Origin of the sequence: Natrinema sp. SYSU A 869 (assembly GCF_019879105.1) — an archaeon.
Lineage (GTDB): Archaea > Halobacteriota > Halobacteria > Halobacteriales > Natrialbaceae > Natrinema.
This window is the reverse complement of record NZ_CP082249.1, coordinates 147,244-159,269: the sequence shown is the minus strand read 5'-3', so window position 1 is coordinate 159,269 and position 12,026 is coordinate 147,244. Positions and strand designations below refer to the sequence as shown.

The 12,026-nt window shown below is 60.4% G+C and carries 15 protein-coding genes; 2 read left to right on the top strand and 13 right to left on the bottom strand.

The features are described from left to right. Window positions 1–131: 131 nt before the first annotated feature. From K6I40_RS08930 to K6I40_RS08880, 12 genes are all read right to left on the bottom strand, one after another. On the bottom strand, window positions 132–572 hold the full coding sequence (locus K6I40_RS08930; protein WP_222918696.1) for a hypothetical protein: 441 nt from the start codon (window positions 570–572) through the stop codon (window positions 132–134). Between the two features lie 52 nt (window positions 573–624). After that, window positions 625–1,428, bottom strand: a complete 804-nt coding sequence (locus tag K6I40_RS08925) for an ABC transporter permease (protein ID WP_222918695.1) — start codon at window positions 1,426–1,428, stop codon at window positions 625–627. Next, complete coding sequence (locus K6I40_RS08920; protein WP_222918694.1) at window positions 1,421–2,341, bottom strand: ABC transporter permease; 921 nt, start codon at window positions 2,339–2,341, stop codon at window positions 1,421–1,423. Before K6I40_RS08920 ends, K6I40_RS08925 begins: the two co-directional genes overlap by 8 nt. Window positions 2,342–2,343: 2 nt before the next feature. After that, window positions 2,344–3,492 (bottom strand): ABC transporter ATP-binding protein, encoded by a 1,149-nt coding sequence (locus K6I40_RS08915; protein ID WP_222918693.1) that lies wholly within the window; start codon window positions 3,490–3,492, stop codon window positions 2,344–2,346. Between the two features lie 20 nt (window positions 3,493–3,512). Beyond that, the gene (locus K6I40_RS08910; protein WP_222918692.1) at window positions 3,513–4,661 is read right to left on the bottom strand and encodes an extracellular solute-binding protein; all 1,149 of its coding nucleotides are present in this window, start codon (window positions 4,659–4,661) and stop codon (window positions 3,513–3,515) included. Window positions 4,662–4,875: 214 nt separating this feature from the next. Next, window positions 4,876–5,181, bottom strand: coding sequence for a hypothetical protein (locus tag K6I40_RS08905; RefSeq protein ID WP_222918691.1), 306 nt, complete (start codon window positions 5,179–5,181; stop codon window positions 4,876–4,878). Between the two features lie 218 nt (window positions 5,182–5,399). Next, window positions 5,400–6,212: an endonuclease III gene (gene nth / locus K6I40_RS08900; RefSeq protein ID WP_222918690.1), complete on the bottom strand. Its 813-nt coding sequence runs from the start codon at window positions 6,210–6,212 to the stop codon at window positions 5,400–5,402. An 83-nt stretch (window positions 6,213–6,295) separates the two neighbouring features. Then, window positions 6,296–6,709 (bottom strand): DUF371 domain-containing protein, encoded by a 414-nt coding sequence (locus K6I40_RS08895; protein ID WP_222918689.1) that lies wholly within the window; start codon window positions 6,707–6,709, stop codon window positions 6,296–6,298. Between the two features lie 61 nt (window positions 6,710–6,770). Beyond that, window positions 6,771–7,145, bottom strand: coding sequence for a hypothetical protein (locus K6I40_RS08890; RefSeq protein ID WP_222918688.1), 375 nt, complete (start codon window positions 7,143–7,145; stop codon window positions 6,771–6,773). Window positions 7,146–7,212: 67 nt separating this feature from the next. Continuing rightward, on the bottom strand, window positions 7,213–8,556 hold the full coding sequence (locus K6I40_RS08885) for an alkaline phosphatase family protein (protein WP_222918687.1): 1,344 nt from the start codon (window positions 8,554–8,556) through the stop codon (window positions 7,213–7,215). A 197-nt stretch (window positions 8,557–8,753) separates the two neighbouring features. Continuing rightward, window positions 8,754–8,888: a hypothetical protein gene (locus tag K6I40_RS28300; protein ID WP_255681901.1), complete on the bottom strand. Its 135-nt coding sequence runs from the start codon at window positions 8,886–8,888 to the stop codon at window positions 8,754–8,756. A 161-nt stretch (window positions 8,889–9,049) separates the two neighbouring features. Further along, on the bottom strand, window positions 9,050–9,580 hold the full coding sequence (locus K6I40_RS08880) for an inorganic diphosphatase (protein WP_222918686.1): 531 nt from the start codon (window positions 9,578–9,580) through the stop codon (window positions 9,050–9,052). Between the two features lie 205 nt (window positions 9,581–9,785). Here K6I40_RS08880 and K6I40_RS08875 point away from each other — a divergent pair, with 205 nt between their 5' ends. Further along, window positions 9,786–10,145: a PadR family transcriptional regulator gene (locus K6I40_RS08875; RefSeq protein ID WP_222918685.1), complete on the top strand. Its 360-nt coding sequence runs from the start codon at window positions 9,786–9,788 to the stop codon at window positions 10,143–10,145. Here the strand turns inward: K6I40_RS08875 and K6I40_RS08870 are convergent. Continuing rightward, window positions 10,142–10,780, bottom strand: coding sequence for a rnhA operon protein (locus K6I40_RS08870; RefSeq protein WP_222918684.1), 639 nt, complete (start codon window positions 10,778–10,780; stop codon window positions 10,142–10,144). The two genes, K6I40_RS08875 and K6I40_RS08870, sit on opposite strands and share 4 nt — an antisense overlap. 406 nt (window positions 10,781–11,186) lie before the next feature. Between K6I40_RS08870 and K6I40_RS08865 the strand changes: the two genes are divergently transcribed. Further along, window positions 11,187–11,750, top strand: a complete 564-nt coding sequence (locus K6I40_RS08865; RefSeq protein WP_222918683.1) for a sugar O-acetyltransferase — start codon at window positions 11,187–11,189, stop codon at window positions 11,748–11,750. Window positions 11,751–12,026 lie beyond the last annotated feature (276 nt).

Genomic DNA, 12,026 nt, shown 5'->3' with positions numbered 1-12,026 from the left:
CTCCCCCGTTACTTGAGTGGGGGCTCGATGATGGATAGACTAGGAGGGACTCTGCGTGCTGCTAGTGGTATTCTTTGGTATCCATTCATTTCTGGATCTCGGTCAATACTTCCTGACCAAGTTGCTCTGAATTACTCTTTTCTCATTAGATGAGAAGTGAAATATATGAGAGGTGTTAGCAGCAGTGTAAGCGCAAAATAGGGACTTCTTGGATAATCGTAGCCCGGTAGATGAACATAGCCTACAGCAGTGAAAAAGGAATGTGCCAGAACGAATAGAATCAGGGTATAGAAAATACCGTCTTTAGGATCAATGTATTCACCTCCTTCAAGGAATAGCGAGCCGCGCCATGCCAATGCAGAAATCCCAATAACACTAATTGCATTGAGATACCTGACCAAGGTCGGAGTAGAATGAACCTCCACATAGCTTCCAGAACCAATTAAATCCAAGACTCCTGTAACTGATGCCCAGACCATTGCTATTAGCACAGCGATAAGCCACAAGCCGTATTGGCGAATTTCTACAGACGTACGTTCAACAATAGACATATTGGTATCGTTTTCATTCATTTGATTGTTCTAATAGTTATCTATTGGACCGAAAATCGAAAGAAGCAACGAATCAGGAGAGCTGTTTCGAGAGCCAGTCCAAGTTCGTCGCGATCGTCGCGATCACGATGGCGACCACCGAGATCAGGATGAGGAACGTCGAGACGACGCTCACCATCGGGTCCAGCGACTGTCGCAGCGCTTTCCAGGCGACGACCGGAATGGTTTCTGTGCTGTGACTCGAGAGGAACAGGGCCATCACGAACTCCTGAAGGCTGACGATGAACGCGAGCAGCGCGCCGACGAAGATTCCGTGTTTGACGTTCGGGAGGACGGCGTAGACGAACGACTGGATCGGCCCCGCGCCAAGGTCGCGCGCGGCGTCGAGCAGTTGCCAGTCGAATCGGCTGAACACCGACCGCATCACGAAGTAGACGAGCGGTGTCGCCCACAGCGTGTGTGCGAGGATGATGCTCAGGTACGAGGCGTCCATCCCGACCCTGACGAAGTAGACGCGCATCGAGATCCCGAGGATGATCGGCGGGATCAACAGCGGCACGAGGACGAGCGGCGCGAGCAGCTGTCCAGCCCAGCCGTCGTCGAGTTCGTGCCCGAAGGCGGCCGTGACGCCGAGCGTCGTCGCAACGACCGTCGTCCCGACACCGACGAGGAGACTGTTGTCAAACGCCGAGAGCCAGCTCGTTTCCTCGAGGAACGCGCGGTAGTGGACCAGCGAGTAGTTCTCGGGCGGGAAGAGCAACTGCCCCGACTCTGCAAAGGAGGTCACGACGACCACGACGAGCGGTAACAGCATGAACGTCAGGATCGCCAGATAGCCCGCTCGGAACAGGGCGTTCTCGAGGGTCTCTCTATGCATACTCGAACTCACCTCCGAAGCGGCCGAGCGTGACAGTGAGAACGGCGACACTCACGAGCATCAGCACCAGCATGATGATCGAGTACGCGGTCGCAATTTCCCACTGGAGGTTCGACAGCAACCGTTTCTCGACTTCAATCGCGAACGCCTGATCCCGAGCGCCGAGTAGCCCTGGCGCGGCGTACGCGCCGACGCTCCAGGCGAAGGAGATCACCGTCGCGACGATGATCCCGGGCATCGCCTGCGGGACGACGACCTCGAGGAACGATCGCGGACGGCTCGCTCCGAGGTCGCGGGCGGCTTCGACGAGTCCCCAGTCCATCGTCGATAGGACGCTGTAGATCGCCAGCACGGCGTAGGGGAGGACGATGTAGATCTGGCCGACGATCACGCCGACCGTCCCGGGTGCGAACTGGATCGGCTCCGAGACGAGATTCAACGACAGGAGGATGTCGTTGAGCGTCCCGTTTGGTGAGAGGAGTGGCCGGAACGCGTACGTCTTGATGACGAGCGTCGTCAGGAGGGGCAAGATCACCGAGAACAGCAGGAGGGATTTGATCAGCCCTTCAGCTCGCCAGATCACATAGGCGTAAAACAGCGCGATCACGACCGTGATCGCCGTGGCGGCCAGCCCCAGTTTGAACGAATAGATGATGGGATCGAGCAACACGCCGTTGGTGAATACCTCGACGTACCCGTCCAGCGACCACGTCCCGTCGACATACCGGAGATCCGGCGACCCCTCCATGAGGCTGATCCGGAGCAGGATCAGGAACGGGGCGACGAAGAGTAATAACTCGAATACCAGCAGTGGGGCCATCAACAACAGCGCCCGTTTCGAGCGCGACCGCTTCCGAAGCGGTTCCCAGAGCCGAGCGACCGGTGCCGGCAGTGACGATTGCGTGCCGGACATCGTTACAGATCGACCCTCGAGCCGTTGTCGCGGAACGCGAGGAGGTCCGCGCCGTCCCAGTTGATCCGGATCTCGTCACCGGCGTCGAACGCGCCGGCGTCACCGACGGTGCGTTCGACGAAGACTGTGGTCCCGTTGACGACGACAGAGTAGCGAACCGTCGAACCCCGGTAGAGAACGTTTTCGATCGTCCCGACGACAGAGTTCGTCGTGCTCCCGTCGGTGCGAACGGCGTGGGCTGTCTCCCCGTCTTCGGACCCCGCCGACTCCGCCGGTTCGATCGAGAGGACTTCGGGACGAAGTGACAGGGTCACCGAGTCACCTTCCGCGAGCGCATCCGCCTCGCCGCTCGCCGTCGGAAGGATGACTTCACGACCTAGTTCAGTCTCGACGCGGATGGAATCCAGCGTCGTCCGCTCGACCGTCCCCTCGACGAAGTTCGTATCGCCGAGGAAGCCCTCGATAAACTGGTTCTTCGGGTTCTGGTAGACCTCGTTCGGCTCGCCGACCTGCACGAGGTTCCCGTCGGCCATGATGCCGATCCGATCGGCGAGGGTAAAGGCCTCGTCCTGATCGTGGGTCACGTGGACGAACGTCTCCTCGAGTTCCGCGTGGATCTCGCGGAGTTCGATCTGCATGTCCTCGCTGAGTCGCTTGTCGAGGTTCGACAGCGGCTCGTCGAGCAACAACACGTCGGGGTTGACGGCGAGCGACCGCGCGAGCGCGACCCGCTGTTTCTGGCCGCCGCTCAGATTCATCGGATTGTCGTCGGCGTACTCCGCCATTCGGACGCGCTCGAGCATCTCGTGGGCCTGCTCGCGGCGTTCGTCTTTCCCGATTCCTTGCATCTTCAGCCCGAAGGCGACGTTCTCGAGGACCGTCTTGTGGGGGAACAGCGCCCAGTCTTGGAACACCGTCGCGGTGGTGCGTTCGTAGGCCGGCCGATCGGTCACGTTCTCGTCGCCGATGCGTATTTCGCCGTCGGTCGGCGTCTCGAGGCCGGCGAGCATCCGCAGCGTCGTGGACTTGCCGCTCCCGCTGGGCCCGAGCAGACAGAGCAGTTCGCCATCGTCGATCGTCACCGAGACGTCCTCGACGGCGAGTTCATCTCCGTACCGTTTCTCGAGTCCGGAAAGCGTAATTTCTGACATGAATGTGGTGTCGCGACCCGTTAGGAACTTCGCTGTATCTCGGTGAACTCGTCGGAGAGTTCGCTGCTGTGATCTGCGAGGAACTCCCAGTCTGGGAAGGCGATCTTTTCCGCTTCCTCGCTGTTGCTCGGCAGATCGTCGGCCAGTTCGCCGGCGTATTCGGTGTTCTCGTTACAGAACAGCGTGGGCATCTTCTCGGACCAGGCCGTCTGGACTTCGGCGTCCATGAGGAAGTTGATGAACTCCTCGGCTTGGTCGCGCTTGTCGGTCCCCTTGACGACACACCAGTGGTTCAGGTAGCCGGTCGTCTCCTCCGGCATCGTGTGGGTCAGGCCGTCGTAGCTGTCGATGTCGTACGCCGTCTGCTCGTAGTACCACTGTGCGATATCGATGACATCGTTTTGGAAGGCCTGCCAGATGTCCTCGCCGGAGCTCGCCCAGCTCTCGATTGGCCAGTTGCGGACCGTCTCGAGGATATCGTCGTGGAGGGCGGCGTCGTGCATCTCCTCGCCGAGTTCCGCATCGTCCATCCCAACGGCAGCGGCGTACATCGGATACCACCAGAAGCCGGTGTCAACGCCGACGCCGTTGCTCTCTTGAACGGCAGTCGAGGAGAGGTCGGCCCAGGAGTTCGGCTCGAAGTCCAGGTCCTCGCGGTGGACGATGGTACAGGGGGCACCGTCGACCGGCATCCCGTACTCCGTGGTCCGGAAGTCTGCGTAGTAATCGATGAGTTCGTCGGCGTTCGGGACGTTCTCCGTCCGGATCTCGTGGAAGAGATCGTCCTGTCGGCCGAGGTAGTAGAAGTTCCCCTCCGTGATGGTGACGTCGTACGGCGGATCGTCGTCCGGTGCCGTCTGAATGTCGGTGAGGATGTCGTTCCAGCCGGGCTGGACCGTGACCTCCGCGTCGAACTCGTCTTCGTATCTGGAGACGACTGACTCCTCGAACCGATCCGCGTAGTTTCCACTCCAGACGCTGACGCGCAGCGGATCGCCGCCGCCGCTGGAAAGCAGTTCCGTACAGCCGGCAAGAGCGGTTACCGATCCCGCCGCCGTCACCGACAACACCCGTCGGCGCGAGGCGGACGTCTCCCCTCGCTCGCTCGTCGATGGTGACTCCGACTCGCACTCGCTCGTCTCTGCAACCCGATCTGGGCCTGCAGGCATTGGTACCCCGGGTCTACCCCGATACCGACATAAAACCGTTGTGGAGTCTTCGAAACGTATCACGAGACGTTCATAATGGATCTAACTCTCCGAATTGAGTGGGGTCGATGACTCGGCCGATTCAATTCGATGAATATTATGGCATGAACAAACATGCCGTATCGGCATCGTCGAGGCCGAATCTATCCGATTCCCGTCTCGACTGATGGCTCGGCTACCCGCGGGTTCGGCCGAACTCGAGTGCCAGTGGGAACCTCTCTCGATCCTGTCTCGTTTCGGATAGCGGCGTCGCTCGAACGGTCGTCGAAACGAGTGTGATCGTCTCGCTCGACGATACCGTCGGCTGGTCGCGTGCCTCGAGGTCGTCGACCAGGCTCGTACACAGCGAGGAGTAGCCACAGAGTACGACGCGTGGTTCCCGACGTTCTCGATCATCTCGGGGATGGTCGGATCGGTGCACGTCCTGATCATAGCCGGTCGTTATCAACGATCGGACGATACCGCTGAACGAGTTCCCCATCGATGGGGTCGGTCCCTTCAACGTCCGCATTCCAACCAGTACAGTATCGCCTTCGCAAGCGCTACAATCAGGAACGACAACAGGGAGAGAACGAAGCGCTCGTTCTCGGCCACCCACTCGGTTGGAGACGCTTCCCGATACTCCCGTACTGTGGCCCGTACGGGGATTCGAGCCGGCGGGGTTCTACCTGCAGCCGAAACTGGGGACCGCCGGCACAATCAGTCGAGCGTCTCGGCTGGATCGACGACCTCGCCCGTCGCGGGGTAGACGCCGACCTGGTCACACAGGTCAGCCATCGGGCAGGCGTCGGGATCCTCGAGACAGGCGGGCTTGCGCGCCGTACAGTACTCGCGACCGAACTGGATCGTCGCCGTGTGGCCGAACCCGCACTTCGCCGCGGGGACATCCTGTTCGAGGACGGCCCGAACCGCTTCGTGGTCCGCGTCCGCTTCTGCGATCCCCATGCGCCGGTAGATGCGGTGGACGTGCGTATCGACGGGGAAGACGCCGCCGCGGCCACCCGCGAACAGCAGGACGCAATCGGCGGTCTTCGGGCCGACGCCGCGGACCTCGAGGAGGGTCTTGCGGACCATCGACGGCTCCTCGTCCTTGACGAAGGTGGCGAACGCTACGGCGGAGCCGAACTCCTCGAGGACCCACTCTGCGGTGTCGATGATGGTCTCAGACTTCTGGTTGTACAACCCAGCGCCGCTGATCGTTTCCGCGAGCGTCGACTGCTCGGCGTTCGCGAGGGATTCCGCGAGGTCGACAGCTTCCCTACCGTATCGCTCGATCAGCGCATCATGGGCCGGCTGACTCGCCTTGTCGCTGGTGTTCTGGCTCAGGATCGTCCGAACGAGACAGGTGAAGGCGTCCCGGCCGCCGTACTCCTTCTGCCAGAACAGTTCACCCAGTCGATCGACGACCTCTTCTGCGCGGGTCGCTGCGGTCGCCGGGTCGAACTCGGCCGCTGCCCCGCCGCCCGTCGCACCACCGCTGATGTTGACTGCAGGCTCCGGATCGTCGCTCATATCGCTGCGTTGGGGCCATGGGATCAAAACCGCGACGGAATTACCGGCGACTCGAGACCGGAGCCTCCTGATATCGCCGGAGATTACTCGACGCTAATCGTCACCGTCACCTCGGCCCCGCCGGCGAGCGCGTCGACGAGATCGCGGTCGAACCCTTCGGCTGCGAACGCTGCACCCACCACAACCGTCCGGTCATCGACGTAGTCGCTCGTCCGGCCGACCACACTTCGCTCGTTGGTGAACTCGAGGTCGGGATCGCCCCGTCCCGTCACCGACTCGCTGTGGCCGTCTGCGTCGATGGTGACCGTGATCGTTGCGTCGGCGTCCCGGCAGGCGTCGACGAATTCGGGATCGAAGTCCGCCGGAGCGCGGTCGGCCTCGATCGCGAGGATGCAGTCCCCTGCGGGAGTGAGGTAGTCGTCGGTTGTCACCTCGAAAGTGCTCGCGTGCTCGGCGCTGACATGCTCGTGGCCGCGAGCGTGAATGACTTCGTCCATGCTCGGCGGTTCGTTGCCGGGCGGAAAACGGGATCGAATCGGATCGGTCGTAGCGGTCGGACTACGGCTGTGACGCTGACCGGTACCCCGAACGGAACTCGCGAACACCGGCACCGAGGGCGGTTCCGAGAACGATGACAGACAAGATCGCAACGAGCCCGACGCTCCGTTCGGCGTTCAGGGACCCTGTCGCGACGCCCGCGATCACGACGAACGCCGCGCCGGCAGCTGCGAGACTGGCCAGGCCGAGTCGAAGCGCCGAGCCGCGCCGGCGCGCCAGGAGGTACTGTGGCAGCGCGACGCCGGCGGCCAGGTAGATCGCGATACCGATCGGCGTGACACCGAGCACTGCCGGGCTCTCGGTGACGACAGTAGCGACGCCGGCGAGCAGGAACGCGACGACCAAGCTGCTCCCGACGAGGAGGGCACCTCTCATATCAATCGGTTGAACTCCGGCGAAAATATAGCTTCCGACGATTCGGCCGACGCCGCCGAGGCGGTCGTTAAATGAGGCTCGCGCCGTCGAAGTCGCCGCGGCTGTACTCGACATCCATCAGATCGAGGATCGTCGGCGTGATGTCGAAGAGGTCGGCGTCATCGATGGTCGCGTCGGGATGGTCGATGTACAGCGACGTGTTGTCGAAGCTGTGCATCCCATTGCGCGGCCCGGTGTCGAAGATTTCCGCGTCGCCCTTGAAGCCGGACTTCAGATCGAAGCCCTTGTTCGGGATTGCGACTAGATCCGGCGCGATGTCGTCGTGATCGCCGCGGAAGGCTTCTTCCTTCTCGACGACACGCTCGACAACCTTGTTGCCATCCGGCCCCTCGAGCGCCTCGAGGTCGGCCTTGAGTTTGTCGCGGACCGCATCGTACTCATCCTCGGGGACGGAACCGCGGGGTTCGCGGCCCTCGAGGTTGATGTAGAAGCGGCCGGGGATGAACGAGTAGGCCTTCGTGTCGTCGGAAATGTCGTTCAGTTCCTCGGGATCGTCGGCCCGGAAGGAGAGCCAGCCCTCCTCTCGGAGCCACTCGTTGAAGTGGACCTCGTAGTCGAGGCTGGTGAAGCCGTGATCGGAGGCAACGATCATGGTGACGTCGTCGGGCAGCGACTCCCGGAGGCGGCCGATGTAGTCGTCGACCTTCTTGTAGAACTCGATGAACGCCTCCTTGTTCTCGCCGCCGCGTTCGTAGTCTTTGAACAGGAAGTGATTGACCCGGTCGGTAGTCATGAAGACGCCGAAGAACAGGTCCCAGTCGTCTTCCTCGATGTAGTGCTGGAAGGCTTCGTATTGGGCGTCGATCGTCGCGTGGGCGTCCTCGATGAACTCCGATTTATCGTCCTGATGGCCGAGTTTTGGGTTGACGTCGATCCGGTAATCGAGCGTCTCGAGGTAGTCCCGAACGTCGTCGGGGTAGGCCGCCTTGTCGAGGCCGGGCGAGAGAAAGCCCGAAACCATCCGCTGGACGTCGCGCTGGGGTGGGAACGTGACGGGGACGTTCATCACGGTGGCCTTGCGGCCGTTCTCCTGAACGCGATCCCAGACGCGGTCAGCCTGGACGTCCCGACCCATTGGGACGTAAGTGTCGTAGGTGCCGACTTCTCGGTCCTGAAAGCCGTAGACACCCGTCTCGCCGGGATTCATCCCGGTTGTCAGGGACGGCCAGCAGGCGCTGGATTCCGGCGGGACGATGCTCGAGATCTCCTCGGCGGTCCCGTCGTTAGCGATTGCAGCAAAGTTCGGGAACAGTTCCTCGTTCTCCGATAGGAGACTATACGGCACGCCGTCGACCCCGATAAATGCGACCCGGGGATCGTCGTCGCCCCGTAATCGGTCGAACAGACCCATGGACGGACGTAGTTCGACCGCATACAAGAAGGTTCGTTTCGAGACAGTGTTTTGCGAATGGCTGACACTCCGTGTGTCGGTTTGACAGTCACCAATGATGAATCGCGGCGACGAGCGATCAACCGACGAGGGTGGCGGCGGGCAGGTTCCCGGAAGCCATTCGAGGACCGTCGAGCGGGCTCGAGGGCGATGGGCGGCTACGAGTCGTGGTCGCTCGAGTCCTCGGGATTGAAGTTGGTCGGAACGACCGTGGGGTGGGCCATGCCGACGGCGGATTCGGCCGTGTCGTCGGCCGATGATGCCGTTTCCGGACTGGAATCGGATGCTGCCATACAGGAATGACTACGGCGGGAGCGGGGATAAAATTACCCATGCTCATAACGCATGTCCCGGTCGGGTACGGATAACTCTCGGGTATCCGCTTGCGACGGCGACGACAGAAGAAAGGATATACCGCAGACGCGGTGCCGAAACGCTCTCGTCGAGTTCGACTCTAGAAGTTCTCGTCGTAGAGATCCTGGGCGTGCTCGATCGCATCGTAGGCTGCCTGCTTGTCCTCCCACCCCTGCGTCTCGACTTCCTTGCCTTCTTCGAGATTCTTGTAGGTCGCGAAGAACTCGTCGATCTCGTCGAGTTGCTGCTGGGTGATATCGTCGAGATCGTCGATGTGATCGTAGCGCGGATCCTCGCTTGGGACGGCGATGACCTTGTCGTCCTGTTCGCCGTCGTCGTCCATCTTCATCAGCGCGACGGGACGGGCCTCGATGATGCAGCCGGGGAACGTCTGATCCTCGACGAGCACGAGCACGTCGAAGGGGTCCTCGTCGTCGTAGTACGACTGCGGAATGAAGCCGTAGTCGCTCGGATAGTGCACGTTGCTGTGAAGCACGCGGTCTAAGACGACGCCAGGCACGTCCTTGTCGTACTCGTACTTGTTGCGCTCGCCCTTGAGACACTCCACGACGGCGTAGATCTCTTCTGGCGGATTCGGTCCAGTCTCGAGGTCTTCCCAGAGGTTGACCATGTACCTGAGAATCCACGGTCGATCAAAAAGTACTTTCGTAATCGAGTGTCACTAACTACGTGACGGTTGCCAGATACCAAATAGACATGAATCGGGCACATACACCAGTGTCCGGCGGTGTAGTGGTCGGTAGCGGCCTGTCCAACCGACTGATACGAAGGATTAGTTGACAAGTCTTAAATAGTCTGGTGACATTAACACACGTATGTCAGAGGCTCAATCAATCACCGGCGAACAGAGTATTGCACGCGAACTCACAGCCTTCCAGAACAACATCCTCGTCATCCTCGCTAAGGAGCCGATGTACGGCCTAGCGATCAAACGCGAACTCGAGGACTACTACGGCACGGAAGTCAACCACGGCCGACTCTACCCCAACCTCGACGAACTCGTCGATCTGGGACTGGTCGAGAAGAGTGAACTCGACAAGCGAACCAACCAGTATTCGCTGACTGACGACGGCTACGACGCCGTCCTCGACGGCATCCAGTGGTCCCTCTCGAAGGTCGTCACGGGCGACGACCGTGCCGACGAGATCCGCGAAATCGTCGAAAACAGCTACTAGAACTGGCCCTCCGAGACCGGCTCCTCTGCCGTCTCGAAGACCAGACTTATCGATTCCGCGATCACTTTCTGTTGTTTTTCCGACGGCCAAGCGTTCCGAACCACGTAGTCCGTGCGAAACTCCGTGAGCTCCTCGCTGGTCAGCGTGTCCATCGGCTTCGCGTAGTGGTTGCCAGCGAAATCGGCGAGCAACGCTGCGTTGTCGCCGTGAACGTCGCCGTGACCCTCCCTGACCGCCGCGACGAGCTCTCGATTGTATTCGTCGACTGACTCCCAGTCGTCCGGATTCTCGGATCCCTCGAGTGGAATCTCGAGCGCGCGGTCGATGTCTTCGATTCGGTCGGTCCGGATAACCCCGTCCTCGTGCCACTCCTCGGGATGGAGTACGAGCACGTCGTCGCCGTCGTCACGGATGCGGGCGGTGAAGTCGTGGTCATCGAGCAACTCGTCGCGCCGGTCCTCGTAGGCCTCGATCTCGTTTTCGTCGACCGCAGTTCGCTCGAGTCGCGTCAGCCGTTCGGCTTCGTCGACGACCTCTCTGGGGAGTTCCTCGCTTCGATTCTCACGATCGTCGGCGGGGTCTGCGTCCGGCTCGTCGTCCACACCGTCGGCGTCGACTGCGTTCGGATCGGCCATAGGAGAACGTATGTACTCGACCGGTTTTCCGCTTGCCGATCCGCTTCTGTGGTGTGCCCTCTCGAGTTTTCTGCTGATCGGGTGAGAGTGTGAATGGAGCAGTGGATTCTGGGGGTGAGAAGAAGTGTCCTTCCACCATGGGAACAGGGAATCGCCACGCCCTCCCCAGCCGATTTCTCCGCACGGGCGCTGTGGGACGGTTTCACCGTCGTCTCACGGGTGCTTCGCACCCGTTCGACTGCTCGCGGAACTCCGGTTCCGCGCTAACAGTAGATAGTAACACGATTTCTTTATTCAGAAAGTATTCTGAAACCGAATCGGACGATTTGGTAACTACAGATGCGAACTGAACGATACGAGGTGTCATCAGAAACACCTATTGGGATGGGAGTGCCCGGTGGCAGCCATGAGTAGGGAAAAAGAAAAGATGCTGGACGGGGAGCTGTACGACCCGACCGACCCCGAGCTTGTGGCCGACCGGAACCGTGTGCGAGACCTAACAAGTCAATACAATAACACGGCACCTGACAACCAAACTGAACGGCGAGATCTGATAGAAGACCTCTTTGGGTCGGTAGGCGAGGACTGTCAGATCGAGCCTCCATTTCGCTGTGACTATGGATACAATATCCACGTCGGTGAGAACTTCTACGCAAACTTCGACTGTGTCATTTTGGATGCGGGCCGAGTAGAGATCGGTCGGAACTGCATGATCGCACCTGGCGTCCACATCTACACGGCGACCCATCCGCTCGACGCCACCGAGCGAATCAAAGGGTCAGAGTACGCTAAACCGGTTACAATCGGTGACAACGTCTGGATCGGTGGGAAGGCTGTTATTAATCCCGGTGTGACTGTCGGAGACGACAGCGTCATCGCCTCCGGAGCAGTCGTGACCGAGGATGTTCCCGACGAGGCCGTCGTACAAGGCAACCCCGCGACCGTAGTAAAAGATCTGAGCGATAACTGACGCTACGAAACTCCGAGCTCGGTGATAGATCTACTTCCTGAACTTACCGCGAGTTTCATGACCAACTTTAAATAAAGAAACCGTATTACCAACTACTGCTAACGCTCACGCCTCCGGCGTCTTCGCCCGGCGTTACCGCGCGAATGGTCCGAGGGACCGCGGGTCCCTCGCTATTCGCTCATCCACTGTCAGAGCACGCTCTGACAAGCTCTGAAAAATCTTCGATTTTTCGCTCACGAGGCGGCTTTGCCGTCTCAAACGACTTCGCTCACACGC

Bases quoted from the DNA above. Each gene is read 5' to 3' on its own strand.
- K6I40_RS08930 (WP_222918696.1), bottom strand. From the start codon at position 572: ATGAATGAAAACGATACCAATATGTCTATTGTTGAACGTACGTCTGTA.
- K6I40_RS08925 (WP_222918695.1), bottom strand. From the start codon at position 1,428: ATGCATAGAGAGACCCTCGAGAACGCCCTGTTCCGAGCGGGCTATCTG.
- K6I40_RS08920 (WP_222918694.1), bottom strand. From the start codon at position 2,341: ATGTCCGGCACGCAATCGTCACTGCCGGCACCGGTCGCTCGGCTCTGG.
- K6I40_RS08915 (WP_222918693.1), bottom strand. From the start codon at position 3,492: ATGTCAGAAATTACGCTTTCCGGACTCGAGAAACGGTACGGAGATGAA.
- K6I40_RS08910 (WP_222918692.1), bottom strand. From the start codon at position 4,661: ATGCCTGCAGGCCCAGATCGGGTTGCAGAGACGAGCGAGTGCGAGTCG.
- K6I40_RS08905 (WP_222918691.1), bottom strand. From the start codon at position 5,181: ATGGGGAACTCGTTCAGCGGTATCGTCCGATCGTTGATAACGACCGGC.
- nth (WP_222918690.1), bottom strand. From the start codon at position 6,212: ATGAGCGACGATCCGGAGCCTGCAGTCAACATCAGCGGTGGTGCGACG.
- K6I40_RS08895 (WP_222918689.1), bottom strand. From the start codon at position 6,709: ATGGACGAAGTCATTCACGCTCGCGGCCACGAGCATGTCAGCGCCGAG.
- K6I40_RS08890 (WP_222918688.1), bottom strand. From the start codon at position 7,145: ATGAGAGGTGCCCTCCTCGTCGGGAGCAGCTTGGTCGTCGCGTTCCTG.
- K6I40_RS08885 (WP_222918687.1), bottom strand. From the start codon at position 8,556: ATGGGTCTGTTCGACCGATTACGGGGCGACGACGATCCCCGGGTCGCA.
- K6I40_RS28300 (WP_255681901.1), bottom strand. From the start codon at position 8,888: ATGGCAGCATCCGATTCCAGTCCGGAAACGGCATCATCGGCCGACGAC.
- K6I40_RS08880 (WP_222918686.1), bottom strand. From the start codon at position 9,580: ATGGTCAACCTCTGGGAAGACCTCGAGACTGGACCGAATCCGCCAGAA.
- K6I40_RS08875 (WP_222918685.1), top strand. From the start codon at position 9,786: ATGTCAGAGGCTCAATCAATCACCGGCGAACAGAGTATTGCACGCGAA.
- K6I40_RS08870 (WP_222918684.1), bottom strand. From the start codon at position 10,780: ATGGCCGATCCGAACGCAGTCGACGCCGACGGTGTGGACGACGAGCCG.
- K6I40_RS08865 (WP_222918683.1), top strand. From the start codon at position 11,187: ATGAGTAGGGAAAAAGAAAAGATGCTGGACGGGGAGCTGTACGACCCG.